Source organism: Alitiscatomonas sp., from assembly GCF_037242085.1.
Lineage (GTDB): Bacteria > Bacillota > Clostridia > Lachnospirales > Lachnospiraceae > Alitiscatomonas > Alitiscatomonas aceti.
Map to the genome: position 1 here is coordinate 1 of NZ_JAXXBR010000112.1, position 17,979 is coordinate 17,979.

A 17,979-nucleotide genomic window follows, 5' to 3' on the forward strand; every position below is an offset into this window, starting at 1 on the left:
TTTTTCTTTATTTTATCGTTGATTTTATCTATCAAAATCAATTTTCCCATTTTTACTGCACAGAGCCAGCTTATTCAGCCGGCTCAGCATCAGATTTATCCGCTATAAATCACTTCCCTAACCACCAGATCTTCCTCCATTTCTCTCGGCACATTCATGTGTCTTATCCAATCCATAGCATCCATTCCCCTATCCGGTGCCGGATTCTTTTCCAACAGTCCTGCCATGATGACTTCTACTCTCTTCTCCGCAATTTCCTGCACTTCATACAAATGTGGAAACAGCTGCTCCGTCAGCACCCGATCATCAAAAAACATTGGATTCTGTTCCTCCAGAAATTCTCTGCGCATTCTGCCGTACTTATTCAAAAATTTATCTTCCACTGACTGGAATTCGATTACCGGGATGAAACAGTATCTCACAGGCATACAGTCTTTCTGCTTCTTCATCATAGTTTCCTCCGTGATTTTTATATTTTCACAGCGGAAATCGGTTCAAGATGTGCATTTTTCATATCGGAGTTTCAAAAAAATTGGCATACAAAATGGCGTACCTAAGGGTGGTTGAGTGCAGAAAATCTTTGATTTTAAAGATATTTTCTAGGATCGGCTGATATCATGCCATTACAAATAAATATCACCTTCTATCCCTACAACCGGTCATACTTATCTGCCTTCCCCTTTGCCTTCTCAACCGGGTATTTAGCCTCATTCATCGTCATTTTCATATTCACGATCTCGTCTGCATCTAATCCCAATTTATCCAGTAAATTCTGACTGTATACCATAACGTCTGCAAGCTCTTCCTTGACATGCTGAAGATCATATTCTCCATCCGACCATTGAAAGCACTCCAGCAATTCCGCCGCCTCGATAACGATCGATTTTGCAAGGTTCGCTGGTGAATGAAACTGATCCCAGTCGCGGTCCTCTGTAAACTTTCTGATTCTGTCTATGGTTTCCTGTTTCATAATTACTCCCTTTCCCTCTCTGCTCTGAGCAGTGCCGCCCGAAGCTCTGGGTCACACGCATATATGTACAGCCCATTTACTCCCCGTGTCATGAGCACCCTCACTTCATGCTGGATCAATATTTCGCCAAATTTCTGTTTCGTCCCGTCCGATAAAGTTCTGTTCCGGACCGCTTTTTCATTGCGGCTGGCAGACGGATCGAATATTATTTTCCCATCCCTGTATTTCACAGAAGGCCCCAGGATCACGCCCGCATAGTTTAGATCAAATCCCTGGATCGTAAATGTAGAGCCCACCTCGTTGATGGTCTGCGGCTGTTCAGCCCATGACAGTCCTTTTAATCTTCTTTTTCCTGTCTCGAAAGATCCGCCTCTAATTCCCTGTTCCATGGTTTATGCCAGTTTCCTATGAACACCTCCCAATATTTCATTAGCCGGTCTTCTGGCTTACGGCCGGAACTATATTCCCAATCATACGTTGCTATGATCCTTGACAGCATAGAATCACTCTCTTTAGCCCTTTTCTGGATCTCCAGATCGAGCAATTCTGGTTCATCAAAAATTTTGATGCTATATCCGCCTATTATCCTTGGGATCTTCTTCAATTCTCTTCTCTTTGTAAAAGCATCGATCCAGTCCATGGTTTCTTCATCGACCTGCATACGAAGCTGCTTATCCAGCACGATGTGATTGCCCGATCGTTTTGCCTGGTTTCGAAACCCTTCAAGGATCTGCGCTTCCCAAAACTGCTCTGCTGTAAGGATTTGGTTTTCATCAAACATTACGATCGTCACCCGTGCTCTGTCGATAATATCTTTTAGCTGATTTTTACCTCTATATGATTGCTTTCCTTGTGTAAGCAGCAAATGCGCTTCATCTACAAATGCTACATCCACAGGCTCGTCCTCAGAATGACTGTTAATAAATGCAGTAGGTTTACTCACGACCTTTCCATACTTTCCAGTCAAACCCAATTTTTCTGCTATCTGCTCGTACACCGTAATCTGCTCATCGTGGTTAACCAGAAGCTGGCAGTTCAGATCCTTATTATTTTCTTCTGCCATACAATACAATTCATAAAAGGTACTGCTGTTGAGAACCGTCTTTCCAGTACCAGCCTCTCCGTCAATAAAAATAAGCTGCTTTGCTTCTCCACTCTTTCGTGCTTTTGCAACCTTCTCGATAATCAGGTCTTTCGCTCTTTCCTGGTCTTTTGTAAGCTTATGGAGCGGCGAAGCCTTATATATTGCGGAATCTTTTATTGCACTTTCTGCTGGAAACAGGATTCCGTTTTCCTTGCGCAGCCCTTTCCATATCTTACCAAAGATTTCATCCAGTTCTTCCATTGGATAATAGCTTGCCTGTGGATTATCACGCAGATTATGTAAATGTTTTACACATTCAACGCTCATCATATAATGCATTAAACGGTTTTCTATATCAAGCGTTAATGATTTATTAAAATGTTCGTGTCCAATGATAAACAAACTGGCGTTTTTTTCCGCCAGCCTGCTCTGCCATCTTGATCTGTCAAATGACAGGTCATAGTGTTGGCGCGTTCTTTTAAAAATATCATTTGATTCACCGACATAAACTTCATATTCGCCATCTTCTTCCCAGTTATGAATATACACCGTTGGAAAGTTCCTGATGATTTCCTGCGTTCTCTCATCTTCGGCAGGCAAGGACACCATTTCAAAGAAATCCAAAGCATCCCGGCTGTCTTTTATGTTCTTGATAATTGGCGGTGCTACATGAATGCCCATTTTCTCCTGCCTTTCTTATCTTTTGTGCATCAACTGTCGAAAACAGTCAATACCCCATCAACTCCACCTCTGGCTTTTACCCCTCTATACACAAGATTGAAATTCACCTTTGTAAACTTCCCCATTTTTAGTATCTGGCCGCTGCAAATGAGGTTCTATATATTGAGATCCGCTGCTCGTTATCTATATTATAGTATATTCCATCTGAAAAATAGTTTCAATTATTTTCCCCCTTTCTTTTCCCCGTCTCCTCGCCTTCTTCATGCCCGCCAGAACCCCAGTTTTTTACAAACAATCCTTTGGGATATCCCTCACCTGCCCGGTATATGGAGATCCATCCACTTTATCTGAAAGCTCAATTCCTAAAAAATCTGCACAAAAAAGAAGCCCTCCCGGCCAGTTCACTGGACACGGTCAGGCTTCTTATGGTCATACCGTTCTAAAGGTTGTTCTTCCGTTCTTTTCTGTGTTTTTCCGTTCTGCTAAGTGTCTTTCCGTCCTCTTTTATGTTTTTCCGTTCTGCTAAGTGTCTTTCCGTCCTATTTTATGTATTCCCGTTCTAATGATTGTACTTCCGTTCCACATGTGGTTGTTTATTCTGATCAGATTTTATGTTTCAGCTTCGCTCTTATTTGCCAGCTGCTGCTTTTGCTTCTTTGATCTTCTGGGTAAGAACCGGAACGATCTTGTTCAGGTCGCCTACTACGCCGTAATCGGCAACGTCGAAGATCGGAGCAGACTCATCTTTGTTGATGGCAATGATGATGTCGGACTCTTCCATACCAGCCACGTGCTGGATCGCTCCGGAGATACCGATGGCAAAGTAAACATGGGGACGAACGGTCTTGCCAGTCTGTCCAACCTGAAGATCCTTCGGCTTCCAGCCAGCGTCTACAACTGCACGGGAGCAGCTTACGGTGCCGCCGATGGCCTCAGCCAGCTCGTCGAGGATCTTGAAGTTCTCCGGGCTTCCTACGCCACGGCCGCCGGAAACAAGGATCTTTGCATCCATGATATCGGCAACGTTGGAAACAGCCTTAACGACTTCCATGATCTCAACGTATTTCTCGTTGGGAACAAATCCGGGATTGAACTCTTCGATCTCGGCCTTTCTTCCAGCCTCACGCGGAAGCTTCTGCATAACGCCGGGACGAACGGTTGCCATCTGCGGACGGAATTCCGGGCAGGCGATGGTTGCGATGGTGTTTCCGCCGAATGCCGGACGGGTCATGAGAAGCTGGTTGTGCTTCTGCTCCTTGCCCGGTGTGGGAACCAGCGGGAAATCGCCGATATCCAGCTGTGTACAGTCAGCGGTCAGACCTGTATGGATGCGTGCGCAGACACGGGGACCAAGGTCACGGCCGATGGCTGTTGCACCGATCAGGAATACGTCCGGTTTGTACTTCTCGATCACAGATGCCAGAGCATGGGTATAGGGCTCAGTTCTGTACTCTTTTAATTCCGGATCATCTACAACGATGACTCTGTCAGCGCCGTACTCGCCAAGGATCTCAGTCAGTCCCATTACGTTGGAACCTACTAAAACTGCTGTTACAGTAGTATTTAAATCTTTTGCTAAGTCTTTACCTTTGCCGATCAGCTCCAAAGCGATGCTGCTCACTTCGTTATCAACCTGCTGCGCAAAGACATATACACCCTTATATTCTTCCAAGTTCATTACTGTTCACCACTTTCTTTATTCTATGAATTCGCTTTTTGACGTAGCTGTATCTTACAGCACGTGCTTCTCTGTAAGTTTGTCCACAATGTAATTTACAGAAGCTGTCGGATCCAGAACAACCTTTTCACCGGCGCCCTTTCTTACCTTGTCAGATGCCTTTGCGATCTGAGTCGGGGATCCCTTCAGACCCAGGTTGGAGTCCAGAACGTCCTTTAAGTCGTTTCTGCCCCATACAGTGATGTCCTTCTTATATGCGTCAAAGATTCCGCCCGGAGTCATGTAACGCGGCTCATTTAATTCAGAAAGTGCTGTGATCAGACACGGCATCTTTGCTTTTAACATATGATATCTGTCATCATACTGACGTTTTACGATCACAGAATCGCCGTCGATCTGGATCTCCTGTGCATAGCTGATTACCGGGATCCCAAGATGCTCGGAGATCTGCGGTCCAACCTGTGCGGTATCTCCATCGATCGCCTGACGGCCCGTGATGATCAGATCGTAATCCAGGTTTCTTAAAGCGCCTGCAAGAGTCTGGGATGTGGCCCATGTGTCTGCACCGCCGAGCACACGGTCTGTAACGAGGATACCGTTATCAGCGCCCATAGCCATAGCCTCACGAAGAACCTCCTCAGCCTTCGGAAGACCCATGGTAACAACTGTAACCTCTGCACCATACTGGTCCTTTAAGCGGAGAGCTGCCTCCAGACCTGCCTTATCATCCGGGTTCATGATTGTGAGCATTGCTGCTCTGTCAAGAGTTCCATCTGGTTTAAACTTTACGCCGCCCTTAGTATCCGGCACCTGTTTAATACAAACAACTACTTTCACTGTATTTCACTCCTTAATTATTCGTTTATTTTCCGGTTTTTTTCGTGCTGTCAGATCTTATTTTAACAGAGCGCTGGAGATTACCATTCTCTGAACTTCGCTGGTACCCTCATAGATCTCTGTGATCTTCGCATCGCGCATCATGCGCTCTACGTCGTACTCTCTGATGTAGCCATAACCACCGTGGAGCTGGACAGCCTTGGTTGTTACTTCCATAGCAACCTCTGCTGCATACAGTTTTGCCATAGCTGCTTCAACAGAATATGTCTTCTGTGTTGCCTTTGCAACGGCTGCGCGGTATACCATGTACTGTGCGGCCTGTACCTTTGTCGCCATATCAGCAAGCTGGAACTGTGTATTCTGGAACTGACCGATCGCGCGGCCGAACTGCTTTCTTTCCTTTACATACTCGATGGTTCTCTCCAGAGCGCCCTCTGCAAGGCCAAGAGCCTGGGCAGCAATACCGATACGTCCGCCGTCAAGAGTATGCATGGCGATCTTGAAGCCCTCGCCCTGCTTTCCTAACATGTTTTCCTTCGGAATGCGGCAGTCTGTAAAGATCAGCTCGTATGTAGCGGATCCTCTGATACCCATCTTCTTCTCTTTTGTACCGAAGCTGAAGCCCGGAGTTCCTTTTTCCACCAGGAATGCGGAGATCTCCTTCTGCATTCTGCCTCTCTTCTCAACCATGCCTGTAACGGCGATGATCACATAAACGTCAGCCTCTTTACCGTTTGTGATAAAGATCTTGGAGCCGTTTAATACCCACTCGTCGCCGTCCAGAACAGCCTTTGTCTGCTGACCCTGGGCGTCTGTACCAGCGCCCGGCTCAGTTAAGCCGAATGCGCCTAACTTCTCGCCCTTTGCCAGCGGAACCAGATATTTCTGCTTCTGCTCTTCTGTACCATAGGTCTGGATCGGATCACAGCAAAGAGAGGTATGTGCGGAAACGATAACGCCTGTGGTACCGCATACCTTGGACAGCTCCTCTACGCACATTGCATAGCAGAGCGGGTCGCAGCCCTGTCCGCCGTATTCCTTCGGAACCGGAATTCCCAGGAAACCGTTCTTAGCCATTTTTTCAACGGTCTCTCTCGGGAAATGCTCTGTCTCGTCAACTTCCTGAGCGAGAGGCTTAACTTCTTTTTCAGCGAAATCATGGAATAATGTTCTCGCCATCTCATGCTCTTTACTTAATGTAAAATCCATGTTTTTAGTTCCTCCTTGTGAATTGTATCATATATAACATAAGAGAATGTGGATGCGGCATCCTCTCTATGTTCCCAGACATACAGTCCGGCCCGTGGGAATCCCCGCGGGCTGGACCCGTTTTCCTTCCCGGTAATTCCTAGCGGGAATAGTCATAAAATCCCTTGCCGGTCTTCTGTCCCAGAAGGCCTCCGCGCACCATCTTCTTAAGAAGCGGATGGGGACGGTATTTGGGATCTCCTGTTTCTGTTTCCAGAACGTTCATGATAGCCAGGACCACGTCCAGGCCGATCAGGTCGCCCAGGGCCAGGGGGCCCATGGGATGGTTTGCGCCCAGCTTCATGGCTGTATCGATGCCTTCCACAGACGCAACGCCTTCGGCGTAAATACCGATGGCCTCATTGATCATTGGGATCAGGATCCGGTTTACGACGAAACCGGCGGCCTCCTCCACCTGTACCGGCGTTTTTCCGATCTCCTCAGAGATCTTCTTTACCGTCTCAACCGCTTCGGGATCCGTATTCAGTCCCGCGATGACCTCCACCAGCTTCATCACCGGAGCCGGATTAAAGAAATGCATTCCCACCACATGGCGGTTAATGCCTGCTCCGATCTCTGTGATGGACAGGGAAGAGGTATTGGTAGCGAAGATACACTCCGGCTTGCAGATCGCGTCCAGCTCTCTGAAGGTCTGCTTCTTGATCTCCATATTTTCAATGGCAGCCTCCACGATCAGATCACAGTCTCCGCAGATATCCTTCACACCTGTGGTGATCTTTGCAAGGATCTTATCTGCGTCCTCCTGGGTCATCTTCCCCTTGGCGATCCTTTTTTCAAACCCTTTTGCAATTTTATTTTTACCATTTGCAGCAAACGTCTCATTGATATCGCAGAGCATTACTTCATAGCCCTCTGTCTGGGCAAATGCCTGTGCGATCCCGGAACCCATGGTTCCGGCTCCAATCACACCAACCTTCATGATTCTGCCTCCTTACGTTTATGGGGGAGCTCCCCCGCCATTACCGGTTGTTGAATTTTTCAACCTTCCGTTTTTCAAGAAAAGCCTTCATTCCCTCTCTCTGGTCCTCTGTCTCGAAGCACTCGGAGAAATACTGCTCCTCTATGGCGATGGCATGGTCCAGATCCGAGAGGAACCCGTCCGTCACCGCCCGCTTGCTGTTTCTCACAGCGATGGGCGCGTTGGACGCGATCTTCTGTGCCAGCTTCATGACTGCCGGCATCAGCTCCTCTCTGGGATATACGCCGTTTACCAGGCCGATCCTGTATGCTTCATCGGCTTTGATGTTCTGGCCGGTGAATACCATTTCTTTTGCCTTTCCGGTCCCAACGACTCTCACAAGGCGCTGGGTCCCTCCAAAGCCCGGGGTGATCCCCAGGCCCACCTCCGGCTGCCCGAACACTGCATTGTCGGAGCAGTAGCGGATGTCACAGCTCATGGCCAGCTCGTTGCCGCCGCCAAGGGCAAATCCATTGACAGCCGCAATGGTGGGGATCGGAAGCGTTTCCAGCTTCCTGAAGATATCGTTTCCGAATTTTCCGAATTCACGGCCTTCCTTTACGGTCATAGTGCTCATGGCCGCAATGTCGGCTCCGGCCACAAAGGCCTTCTCCCCGGCTCCGGTCACGATGACGGCCCTTGTCTCATCCAGATTGATATTGTCGATCACAGCATCCAGGTCCTTTAATACCTGGACATTTAACGCATTCAAAGCTTCCGGGCGGTTGATGGTGATCACGCCAACATAGCCGTCCTGCTCGTATGTAACAAAGCTCATTCCGGTCGCCTCCTGCTCAGTTTAAGATCAATCCCTCTTTACGATGGTGGCGCAGCCCATGCCGCCGCCGATGCAGAGCGTTGCAAGACCTGTCTTTGCATCCATCTTCTGCATTTCGTGGAGCAGGGTCACCAGGATACGGCAGCCGGACGCTCCCACCGGATGGCCCAGGGCGATGGCTCCGCCGTTGGGATTTAATTTTTCCAGATCAAAACCAAGCTCTTTTCCTACTGCCACAGACTGGGCGGCAAATGCCTCGTTGGCCTCGATCACGTCAAAATCGCCGATCTCCATTCCAGCCTTTGCCATTACCTTCTTCGTGGCAGCCACGGGACCGATGCCCATGATACGGGGCTCAACGCCTGCAAGGGCTCCGGCTACCCATGTGGCCATGGGAGTAACGCCCAGCTCCTTCGCCTTCTCTTCGCTCATCACTACAACAGCTGCTGCACCGTCGTTGATGCCGGAGGCGTTGCCTGCGGTCACCATACCGTCTTTCTTAAACGCCGGACGCAGCTTTCCAAGAGCCTCCATATTGGAGCCTGCTCTGGGGCCCTCGTCCGTATCTACAAGGATGGTGGTTTTCTTTGTTTTTACCTCCACCGGAACGATCTCATCCTTAAATGCGCCTGCCTTCTGGGCTGCCTCGCACTTGTTCTGGCTCACCATAGCGAACTTGTCCAGTTCTTCTCTTGTGAGTCCCCACTGGTCGCAGATATTTTCGGCAGTGATTCCCATGTGGTAATGGTTGAATGCATCCCATAACGCGTCGTTTACCATCGTATCCACCAGCTCGGCATTGCCCATGCGGTAGCCGTAGCGGCCCTTCATCATCGCATAGGGAGCCAGGGACATGTTCTCGCAGCCGCCGGCAACGACGATATCTGCATCGCCTGCCTCGATCATCTGGGCTGCCATGTTGACGCTCTGTAAACCAGAACCGCATACCACGTTAATGGTAACTGCCGGAACCTCGATGGGAAGTCCTGCATTGATGGAAGCCTGACGGGCCACGTTCTGTCCCTGTCCGGCCTGGATCACACAGCCCATGTAGACCTGGTCCACCTGGTCGGGAGCCACACCGGCTCTCTTTAAGGCCTCCCTGATCACAACCGCGCCCAGATCAGCCGCCGGTACGGTGCTTAAAGCGCCTCCCATTGTGCCGATGGCTGTACGGCATGCACCTGCCAGTACGATTTTCTTTGCCATATGATTTTCCTCCTCATTATACCATCGCCGGAGGTCGGAAAAAGCCCGTATCCTCCGACAATATGATGTATCATAATCATATCACCAAATAATTGGCCTGTCAAATAACAAGCATGGTTTTTCATGTATTTTTTATAAACATTCAGCCTTCTTTTTTTATAATTTCGTGAAATTATTGACCGTCCATTTAGAAAATGCTAAAATGAAAAATGAATAAAAATTCTGCCCGGGTTTCTGGCTCCGGACAGTGAAAGAATATCTTAGAAATGAGGTCCTAAACCATGGATATCAGAAAAATGTATCAGGACAAGCTTGTGTCCGCCAGCGAAGCGGCAAAAACCGTAAAATCCGGCGACTGGGTCGATTACGCCTGGACTACCAGCACTCCGGTGGCTGTGGATGCGGAGATCGCCAAAAGGCTTCCGGAGCTTTATAACGTCAACTTCCGCGGCGGCATCCTCATGTGGGTCCCCGAGATCTTCAAGATCGAAAACCCGGCTGACCACTTCACCTGGAACTCCTGGCATATGAGCGGCATCGAGAGAAAAGCCATAGCCCAGGGCTTTGCCTTCTATGGCCCCATGCGCTATTCGGAGCTGCCCCGCTTCTACCGGGATATGTCCGAAGAAAACCGTCCGGACGTGGCCGTCTTCCAGGCAGCCCCCATGGACGAGCACGGCTTCTTTAACTTCGGCCCCAACGCATCCCACCTGGCTGCTGTCTGCGAGACTTCCAGGACCGTGATCGTGGAGGTCAATGAAAATATGCCGGTCTGCTACGGCGGAACTGAAGAAGGCATCCACATCTCCAAAGTAGATATGATCGTAGAGGGCGATAATCCTTCTATCCCGGAAATGGCCGGAGCCCCCGCCACAGAGGTGGACGAGGCCGTGGCAAAGCTGATCGTAAACGAGATCCCCGACGGTGCCTGCTTACAGTTAGGCATCGGCGGAATGCCCAACGCCGTCGGCTCCCTGATCGCAAAATCTGACTTAAAGGATCTGGGCGTCCATACAGAAATGTATGTGGATGCCTTCGTCGATATCGCCATGGCCGGAAAGATCACCGGCGCAAAGAAAAATATCGATAAAGGCCGCCAGGTCTACGGCTTCGGCGCAGGTACAAAAAAGCTGTACGACTATCTGAACCGGAATCCGGAATGTATGTCTGCTCCCGTAAGCTACACCAACGACATCCGCACCATCTCTGCCCTGGATAACTTCATGTCCATCAACAACGCCGTGGACCTGGATCTGTTCGGACAGGTAAATGCCGAATCCGCAGGGATCAAGCACATCAGCGGCGCCGGCGGACAGCTGGATTTCGTTCTGGGCGCATACCTTTCCAAGGGCGGAAAGAGCTTCATCTGCTGCTCCTCCACCTTTAAGACAAAGGACGGCCAGTTAAAATCCCGGATCCTTCCCACCTTAAATCCGGGCTCCATCGTTACAGACACCCGTGCCAATACCCATCACCTGGTAACGGAGTACGGCATGGTGAACTTAAAGGGCCTGTCCACCTGGCAGAGGGCTGAGGCCATCATCTCCATCGCCCATCCCCAGTTCCGCGACGAGCTCATTGCCGAAGCGGAAAAAATGCACATCTGGAGACGCAGCAATAAACGGTAAGGACCAGAAACGCTGCATCCATCCTGAACCTCATAAAATTTCAGTGGCCGTCCCGGGAGCTGTTCCAGCTTCCAGGGCGGCCATTTTTTTCTGCTCCGTCTTTCTTTTTTATTCCTCCTCCACCCGGATCCCCTCTTCCTGGGACAGCTTCTGTCTGCAGAGCCTTAAAAGGTGCTCCTGGTACGGTGAGCGGTCGTCCAGCCGGTCCAGGTAATAAAGGGTCCGGCTTGGCGGCTCCACATCCAGGGTATGGATGGACACCGGCGCATCCCTTAAGACCGTCCTGGCAATGGAGATGGGAAGAAACGCCCAGTTATCCCCGCTCTGGGTAAAGTACTGAAGAAATCCCATCTCGTCCAGATACATCCTGGGAATGGCTTTATCTCCAAAAAAATAGCTGTGCCAGGCTTCAAAATTCCGGTCCCACATGGTGCGGATCTCCAGCTGCGGATCCAGCTCCCGGATCCTCACATGCTCCGGCAGGTTCAGCTCCTTTCCCGCCACCAGGCAGAGCTTCTCCTTAAAAAGGATATGGGTTCCGACTGAAGAAGAATAAATGGGATCTGTGATAAAGGCTATGTCCACGGACCGGTTGCCCACATAGGAATAAGCCTCGCTGGAGTGAAGGGTCGATACGTGGAGGCTGCATTCCGGATTCTCCTTCATAAAGGTGCGGAACACTGTGGGAAGCATGAACGCCAGCAGGCTCCCCACGCTGGCCACATAAAAGTTTCTGGACGGCGCTAAAAGCGCCGCCTCCCGGGTCTCGTTCCACAGGGCCTGCCACCGGTGGGCGATCCCGATGAAGGCGTGGCCCTGACGGGTCAGCTCCACCCTTCTGAGGCCCTTCCCACGGACAAAAAGAGGATATCCCAGCTCCTCCTCCATGGCGCGGATCCTGCGCCCCAGAGCCGGCTGGGTCACGTAAAGGGCCTCGGCGGCGGCAGAAAAGCTGCCCGTTTCTGTTATCTTTAAGAATGCTTCGATCTCCAGGAATGTCATATACAGCCTCCCCCTGCCCAAAATGTTAATAGTTATTAACATTATATCAAAAAATTAAACATTTTACAACGAAAGCCGGGAGTGTTATAGTATGCCCATGAGAAAAAACAACAGGAACGCGGCTTCGGATCCACCGCTTCCCAGGAATGAATGTCTTGATTCTAAGGAGGGATCAATATGACCATGGAACTGAACGAGCTTTGGGAAAACTGTGAGCCCAACGATTAAATACGGGATTCAGGGGCCTTCCTTCCCCTTTCCATATTGATATTAATACTGAAAAAAACCGCCGCGTATCTGGTATGCAGCGGTTTTTTCCGTATGGAGCAGCGGCTCTCCGGGACGATCCTACGCCCCGGCGCGGCCAGAGCGGCGGCGTTTTACAAGCCACAGGAGAGCCAGGACTGCCAGGGAGACTCCCGAAAGGATCGCTCCCGGCACAAGTCCTCCGGGCATGTAGATTAAGGAGATCTCATGGGTCCCCGCTTCCACCGGAACAGACAGGAATGCCTCCAGGATCTTTTCCCCCTCCGCCGGCTGACCGTCGATGGTGATGGTCCAGCCCTCATCATAGGGGATGGAAAGGAACAAAGTACCGGATTCTGCAGCAGTTACCGTTCCTGTAAGCTTCGTGTCCCTCCAGCTGTCCAGGTGGAGCGGCGACTGGGACAGGCGGTCATGGACCTGGATCATGGCCCTGGGAGAGAAACGGTAAACGGCTGCCGTAAGAGTCTCCCCGGACTCTCCCGGCGTCAGGGTGATCCGGCTCCCCTCAGAAAGATTTCCCATTTCCAGCAGGTATCCCCGGTCCACATTGCTGAAATTCTTTTCTCCCGATGGCAGGGAGGCCTTGACATTCTTTACCTTTTTATTCTGGATATATACATAATATTCCCCGGCCATATCCGCGGTGAAGGTACACCCAGATCCGGAAACCTCTGTCTCCACCGGCACCAGGACATCGTCGGTTCCCAAAAGCAGGCACAGATCATTCTGCACCTCCGCCGGATTCTCCATCTGATACTGCCAGTTGTCCGCCAGATCGTAAGGAAGGACAAAGCCCAGAGGCAGGGTATACAGATTCTCATACAGGTAGGTCCCTCCGCTCTCCTGGATGTAATTGACCAGATCCGTATTGGGAATATATTCCGAATACAGGGCATAGCGGACCGACAGCAGGCTGTCCACCAGTGGGGTGCTCCCAGTGATGCTGTATGCATTGGTGGAGGCCTCGCAGCCCATGCGCTTGAAAAACTTCGTCAGATCTGCGTTTGCAGTGGAGGAAAACAGGGATACAGACGGAAAATTCATCCATGCTCCGTCATTTTTTGTCTTTCTCGTTTTTTTCTCCACCCGATAAAAGTCCTCCGCCGGCTCCAGCTTCTCCATCAGAGCCTGCACCTCTTTATTATCCCTGGTGTAAGCCTCCCGGCTGGTGGTGGTGACGCTGGTGACTGTGGTATTGACGGCCGCCTCCACAGCCACCAGGGCCAGGGCCAGAAACGCCGCCAGTTCTCTTCTTCTCTTCTTATATAAATATATGAGTCCCGTATAGGCCGCCAGGAAGAGGATGGCCACGTAATATACAGCAAAGTGGAAATGCTCCTGCTCCACCAGCTTTTCCGCCAGGATCACAAAGCAGACGCTTCCCCAGAACGCCGCGGCCACATGGCGCCTGGGAATATCCCGCAAATACTGGAACGCCCGGAAGCAGACAAACAGCATGAGGAAAATATAAATAAACGACTGGCGGCAGGGGAGGCTGTTGGGATAGTGGAGCCCGTGCCAGATAAAATTCAGGGCGTTCACGGAGAAGCTGGCAAAAAAGATCAGCAGCAGGCCGCAGTAAACGGTTTTTTCCTTTGCAGAGATCTTTTTGCACGCCAGGTACAGCAGGAAGAATAAAAATACCGCCACGCCGCAGTAAATATTGGGCCAGTGGTCCAGCCCCGTCTCCGTCTCCACATTGCCGATGTGGCGGGCCAGCATGTCAAAGATCGGGAAATAGGACGTAAGGGTCTTTGGAAAATTCATATTTCCCGAAGCCGTGCTCTTTAAAACGGCCACCTCCGGCAGAAGCACAAGGGCCGCCAGCCCTCCGGCGATCAAGGAAAAGAGCCCGAACCGGACGCAGGCCATCACGTATTTTTTTATGGGCCCTGGCTTCTCCAGGATCAGAAGGGCAATAAAATACAGCACCATGAACAGGCAGGTCATGATGGAAATATAATAGTTGGAAAGGATGGAAAGCCCCAGTGTGATGCAGTAAAAAAATCCATTCCCGTTCTTCACCAGCCGCTCCAGTCCAAGAACGATCAGCGGGAACAGGATGATGCAGTCCAGCCACATGATATTCCAGCTGTACGCAGCCATATAGCCGGAAAGGGCATAAAAGATCCCGAAATATCCAACCGCAGCCGTTTCTGTATGGCAGTGCTTTCTCAGATACCAGGCGAAGCTCAGGCCCGAAAGACCGATCTTCACAACGATCATACCGGTCATAAACTCGATGATATACGCCTTGGGGCACAGGATCACCAGCCAGTTTAAGGGGCTGGCCAGGTAATAGGCATAAAGGGCCGCAAAATTGACTCCCATCCCCACATCCCAGCTGTACAAAAGACTGCCTCCGGTCCGCAGCTTATGCTGGAATTCCGAGAAGAACGGCGCATACTGATGGTACATGTCCGTCCGTAAAAAGCTCTCCTCACCAAAGGGGAAGATCCCTCTCTGGATAAAAATGATGATCATAATGACCACCGGAACAAAAAATGCAATGACCAGCCCGTCTCCCGGCCGGATCAGGGTCGATCTTTTTCTGCTGTTTGGTTCCATGACTCCAGGCACTCCTTTTTCTGTCCGTTAATTTTTATGGGTAAAGATCACCAGCTTGCTGAGCACGTAGTTTAAAACCACCACCACCACGGAAATGGCCAGCTTGCAGATAAAAAATTCCATTTTTAGGATATCCACCATGATGAAAATGGCGGCCAGATTAAATAAAAAGGTGGCGATCCGGCACAGGACGAAGGAGGTAAATTCCCCCCATACGGCCCTGGGCTCCATGGTATGGCTTCCAAACACCCACCACTTATTGGTCACAAAGGCAAAGAGCACTGCCGCCGCCCAGGCAATGGACTGGGCGGGCACCGGGTCCATATGGGCCAGATAAAACAGGCCGTTGGAGATCACATAGTCAATGAGGGTCGTAAGGACTCCAAAGACCAGATACGCCGCTCCCTCCCGGACGGTCCCATGATTTCGGCTTCCGGCCGTTCCATCCGCTTCTTTCTTTATATGTTTCATTTTCTTCTCCCATATCTTAGATCTTATCTTTAAAAATCTTCCCTCATTTTATTATAGCCCGGCAAAAAAGTAAAGGGACTGGGCCCAAAATCTAAGGCCCAGTCCCAAAAAGACGAAAAATATGAAATTCTATCCAGCGTGCTGACGCTTATGCCTCCAGTAATTTGTCGATGCTCACTAACTTCACGCATACGCAGAATATCTCTGCAGCCAGCTTTAAGTCCTCTAAGGACGGGAAGGACGGAGCGATACGGATGTTGGAGTCGTGGGGATCCTTACCATACGGGAAGGTCGCGCCTGCGCCTGTCATCACAACGCCTGCCTCTTTACACTTTGCAACGATCGCTTTGGCGCAGCCGTCTAAAGCGTCAAAGGATACGAAATATCCGCCCTGGGGCTTGGTCCACTGACCGATCTCAAGGCCTGCCAACTCTCTGTTTAAGATCTCGTCCACAGCCTCGAATCTGGGACGAAGGAGCTCGGCGTGCTTCGCCATATGGGCCTTGATGCCGTCTAAGTTCTTGAAGAAACGTACATGACGGAGCTGGTTGATCTTATCGTGGCTGATCAGCTGGTTATTCATCTGCTTCTTGATATCCTCGATGTTGGCCTTGGAGGTAGCGATGGCAGAAATTCCGGCGCCCGGGAAGGTGACCTTTGCGGTGGAGCCGAATTTATATACCATATCCGGGTTTCCAGCCTTTTCACACTCGGAAAGGATATCCAGAACGTGGCACGGATGATCCGGATACAGGTGATGTACGCAGTAAGCGTTATCCCAGTAAATACGGAAATCCTTTGCAGCCGGTTTTAAGTTTGCAAAGCGTTTTACGACCTCGTCAGAGTAGCACTGGCCGGACGGGTTGGAGTAAAGCGGTACGCACCAGATTCCCTTTACAGCCTCGTCGTTGTTTACATACTGCTCTACCAGATCCATATCCGGGCCGTCCTCATGGAGCGGGATATTGATCATTTCGATGCCGAAGAACTGGGTAATGGCAAAGTGTCTGTCATAGCCGGGAACCGGGCAGAGGAATTTCACCTTGTCCAGCTTGCACCAGGGCGTATTTCCCATTACGCCGTGGGTATAGGAACGGGATACGGTATCGTACATTAAAGTAAGGCTGGCACTTCCGTACATGATCACGTTCTCAGCGGGAGCGTCCATCATTCCGCCCATTAATTCCTTTGCTTCCTGGATACCGGTCAGAACACCGTAGTTTCTCACATCGCCGTCAGCGGTCATGAAATCGCTCTTGCTGTTTAAAACATCCAGCATCGGAAGAGACAGATCTAACTGGTCCGGGCTTGGCTTTCCGCGGGCCATATTAAGGCTTAAATTTTTCCCCTGATACTCTTTGTAAACAGCAGTAAGCTGCTCCTTTAAGGAAGCAAGCTCCTCTTTTGACATTTCATGATATGGTTTCATGTCCCAATAACCTCCTCTTTCTTAAACACGATATAGTGATTGCGTTTTATGCTTCCATTATAATCGAATCCATCGTTTCTTACAACAAAAAAATAAAGATTCCGGCTTTATTTTCGTACATTTTTCCCAGTTCCCACAAAAGATTCTTAAGCCGGGTTCATTGACTTTTGACTTTTCTTAACGTATCATGACATTGAAGGATGAGAAAAACAAGGGGGAAAAATGCATGAATGAATGGAAACGCAGTCTTCTGACCGGGACCATCGTGGCCCTGGCGTCCCAGCTTTACTGGAACGTATTTGTATCCGGCTTCCGGATCTCCCCTGCTGTGATCCTTCTCCCGATCCTCCTTATGACCATCGGAAAAAGCATCTCCACGATCCGGATCACGGTGACAACGGCGGCGGTGGTATTCCTTTTCCGCCTCTTTCTGGCAGCCAGCGGCCTCTCCTCCTCCCCGGAAACGGCGGGACAGCTGGCCACCAACTCCATTTTCTATCTCTGCTATGGACTGCTTTTTTCTGTCCTTGTCCCCAGCAAGCCCACTGTCTCCTACCGGCGGCTGTTCCCGTCGGTGTTCCTCTGCGACCTGCTGTCCAATCTGCTGGAGGTCTGTATCTTTGAAAGCGGCCGCTCCGGGACCCTTTCCCCCTCCATGGCCGGATATCTGATCCTGGTGGCCGTTTTCCGTACCCTGCTTGCCTGTCTGTTCCTGGCGGCAGAAAGCCAGTACCGGACCCTGTTAAAAAAGGAGGAGCATGAAAACCGCTACCGGCGGCTGTTTCTTATGACCACAGGGCTGAAAAACGAGATCTATTTTATGAAGAAAAACTCCGAAGAGATCGAATCTGTCATGAGCAACGCATACCGGCTTTATGAGCGGCTGTCGGCCATGGACGTGCCCGACGACATGAAAAAAATGTCCCTGTCCATTGCCCGGGACGTCCATGAGATCAAAAAGGACTATATCCGCATCATTCAGGGCATCGAACAGGAGATCTCCGAGGAATACGACGAAAAGCAGATGAGCTTCCAGGACCTTCTCCAGATCCTGGAGGCCACCACCTATCACATCCTGGAAACCAGGCCCGTCCATATCCGTCTGGTTTTCCAGTGCTCTGACAACTTCATCACCAGAGAGCACTATGAG

The 17,979-nt window shown here is 50.3% G+C and carries 16 protein-coding genes; 2 read left to right on the forward strand and 14 right to left on the reverse strand.

Annotated features, from left to right (window positions below; all coding sequences use genetic code 11):
* Window positions 1-95: 95 nt before the first annotated feature.
* From WIH05_RS11615 to WIH05_RS11660, 10 genes are all read right to left on the reverse strand, one after another.
* Complete coding sequence (locus WIH05_RS11615; protein WP_022272367.1) at window positions 96-452, reverse strand: TnpV protein; 357 nt, start codon at window positions 450-452, stop codon at window positions 96-98.
* Between the two features lie 197 nt (window positions 453-649).
* The gene (locus tag WIH05_RS11620) at window positions 650-970 is read right to left on the reverse strand and encodes a nucleotide pyrophosphohydrolase (RefSeq protein WP_022272366.1); all 321 of its coding nucleotides are present in this window, start codon (window positions 968-970) and stop codon (window positions 650-652) included.
* A 2-nt stretch (window positions 971-972) separates the two neighbouring features.
* Window positions 973-1,359 carry a DNA/RNA helicase domain-containing protein gene (locus WIH05_RS11625; RefSeq protein WP_022272365.1) on the reverse strand — a complete coding sequence of 129 codons (387 nt, stop codon included), beginning with the start codon at window positions 1,357-1,359 and terminating at the stop codon, window positions 973-975.
* Window positions 1,308-2,735, reverse strand: a complete 1,428-nt coding sequence (locus tag WIH05_RS11630; protein WP_022272364.1) for a DUF2075 domain-containing protein — start codon at window positions 2,733-2,735, stop codon at window positions 1,308-1,310. Before WIH05_RS11630 ends, WIH05_RS11625 begins: the two co-directional genes overlap by 52 nt.
* Window positions 2,736-3,363: 628 nt before the next feature.
* A complete protein-coding gene (locus WIH05_RS11635) occupies window positions 3,364-4,413 on the reverse strand; it encodes an electron transfer flavoprotein subunit alpha/FixB family protein (RefSeq protein ID WP_022274194.1) in 1,050 nt (349 codons plus the stop codon).
* Between the two features lie 54 nt (window positions 4,414-4,467).
* Window positions 4,468-5,250 carry an electron transfer flavoprotein subunit beta/FixA family protein gene (locus WIH05_RS11640; protein ID WP_022274193.1) on the reverse strand — a complete coding sequence of 261 codons (783 nt, stop codon included), beginning with the start codon at window positions 5,248-5,250 and terminating at the stop codon, window positions 4,468-4,470.
* 57 nt (window positions 5,251-5,307) lie between these two features.
* On the reverse strand, window positions 5,308-6,459 hold the full coding sequence (locus WIH05_RS11645; RefSeq protein WP_022274192.1) for an acyl-CoA dehydrogenase: 1,152 nt from the start codon (window positions 6,457-6,459) through the stop codon (window positions 5,308-5,310).
* A 139-nt stretch (window positions 6,460-6,598) separates the two neighbouring features.
* Window positions 6,599-7,438, reverse strand: a complete 840-nt coding sequence (locus tag WIH05_RS11650; protein ID WP_022274191.1) for a 3-hydroxybutyryl-CoA dehydrogenase — start codon at window positions 7,436-7,438, stop codon at window positions 6,599-6,601.
* 40 nt (window positions 7,439-7,478) lie between these two features.
* Window positions 7,479-8,255 carry an enoyl-CoA hydratase-related protein gene (locus tag WIH05_RS11655; RefSeq protein WP_022274190.1) on the reverse strand — a complete coding sequence of 259 codons (777 nt, stop codon included), beginning with the start codon at window positions 8,253-8,255 and terminating at the stop codon, window positions 7,479-7,481.
* A 27-nt stretch (window positions 8,256-8,282) separates the two neighbouring features.
* Entirely contained in the window at window positions 8,283-9,464 is a 1,182-nt protein-coding gene (locus tag WIH05_RS11660) for an acetyl-CoA C-acetyltransferase (protein ID WP_022274189.1), read from the reverse strand.
* 281 nt (window positions 9,465-9,745) lie between these two features.
* Between WIH05_RS11660 and WIH05_RS11665 the strand changes: the two genes are divergently transcribed.
* Complete coding sequence (locus WIH05_RS11665) at window positions 9,746-11,092, forward strand: butyryl-CoA:acetate CoA-transferase (protein ID WP_022274188.1); 1,347 nt, start codon at window positions 9,746-9,748, stop codon at window positions 11,090-11,092.
* A 108-nt stretch (window positions 11,093-11,200) separates the two neighbouring features.
* Here the strand turns inward: WIH05_RS11665 and WIH05_RS11670 are convergent, their stop codons facing one another.
* The 4 genes from WIH05_RS11670 to WIH05_RS11685 form a co-directional block, all read right to left on the reverse strand.
* Complete coding sequence (locus WIH05_RS11670; RefSeq protein ID WP_022274187.1) at window positions 11,201-12,094, reverse strand: LysR family transcriptional regulator; 894 nt, start codon at window positions 12,092-12,094, stop codon at window positions 11,201-11,203.
* A 348-nt stretch (window positions 12,095-12,442) separates the two neighbouring features.
* Complete coding sequence (locus WIH05_RS11675; protein ID WP_337425418.1) at window positions 12,443-14,929, reverse strand: YfhO family protein; 2,487 nt, start codon at window positions 14,927-14,929, stop codon at window positions 12,443-12,445.
* A gap of 27 nt (window positions 14,930-14,956) precedes the next feature.
* A complete protein-coding gene (locus WIH05_RS11680; RefSeq protein WP_022274183.1) occupies window positions 14,957-15,400 on the reverse strand; it encodes a GtrA family protein in 444 nt (147 codons plus the stop codon).
* A gap of 148 nt (window positions 15,401-15,548) precedes the next feature.
* Window positions 15,549-16,829, reverse strand: coding sequence for a transcriptional regulator (locus tag WIH05_RS11685; RefSeq protein ID WP_022274182.1), 1,281 nt, complete (start codon window positions 16,827-16,829; stop codon window positions 15,549-15,551).
* A gap of 226 nt (window positions 16,830-17,055) precedes the next feature.
* Here WIH05_RS11685 and WIH05_RS11690 point away from each other — a divergent pair.
* Window positions 17,056-17,979 (forward strand): histidine kinase (locus tag WIH05_RS11690; protein ID WP_337425419.1); only part of this gene is annotated, 924 nt, incomplete at its 3' end.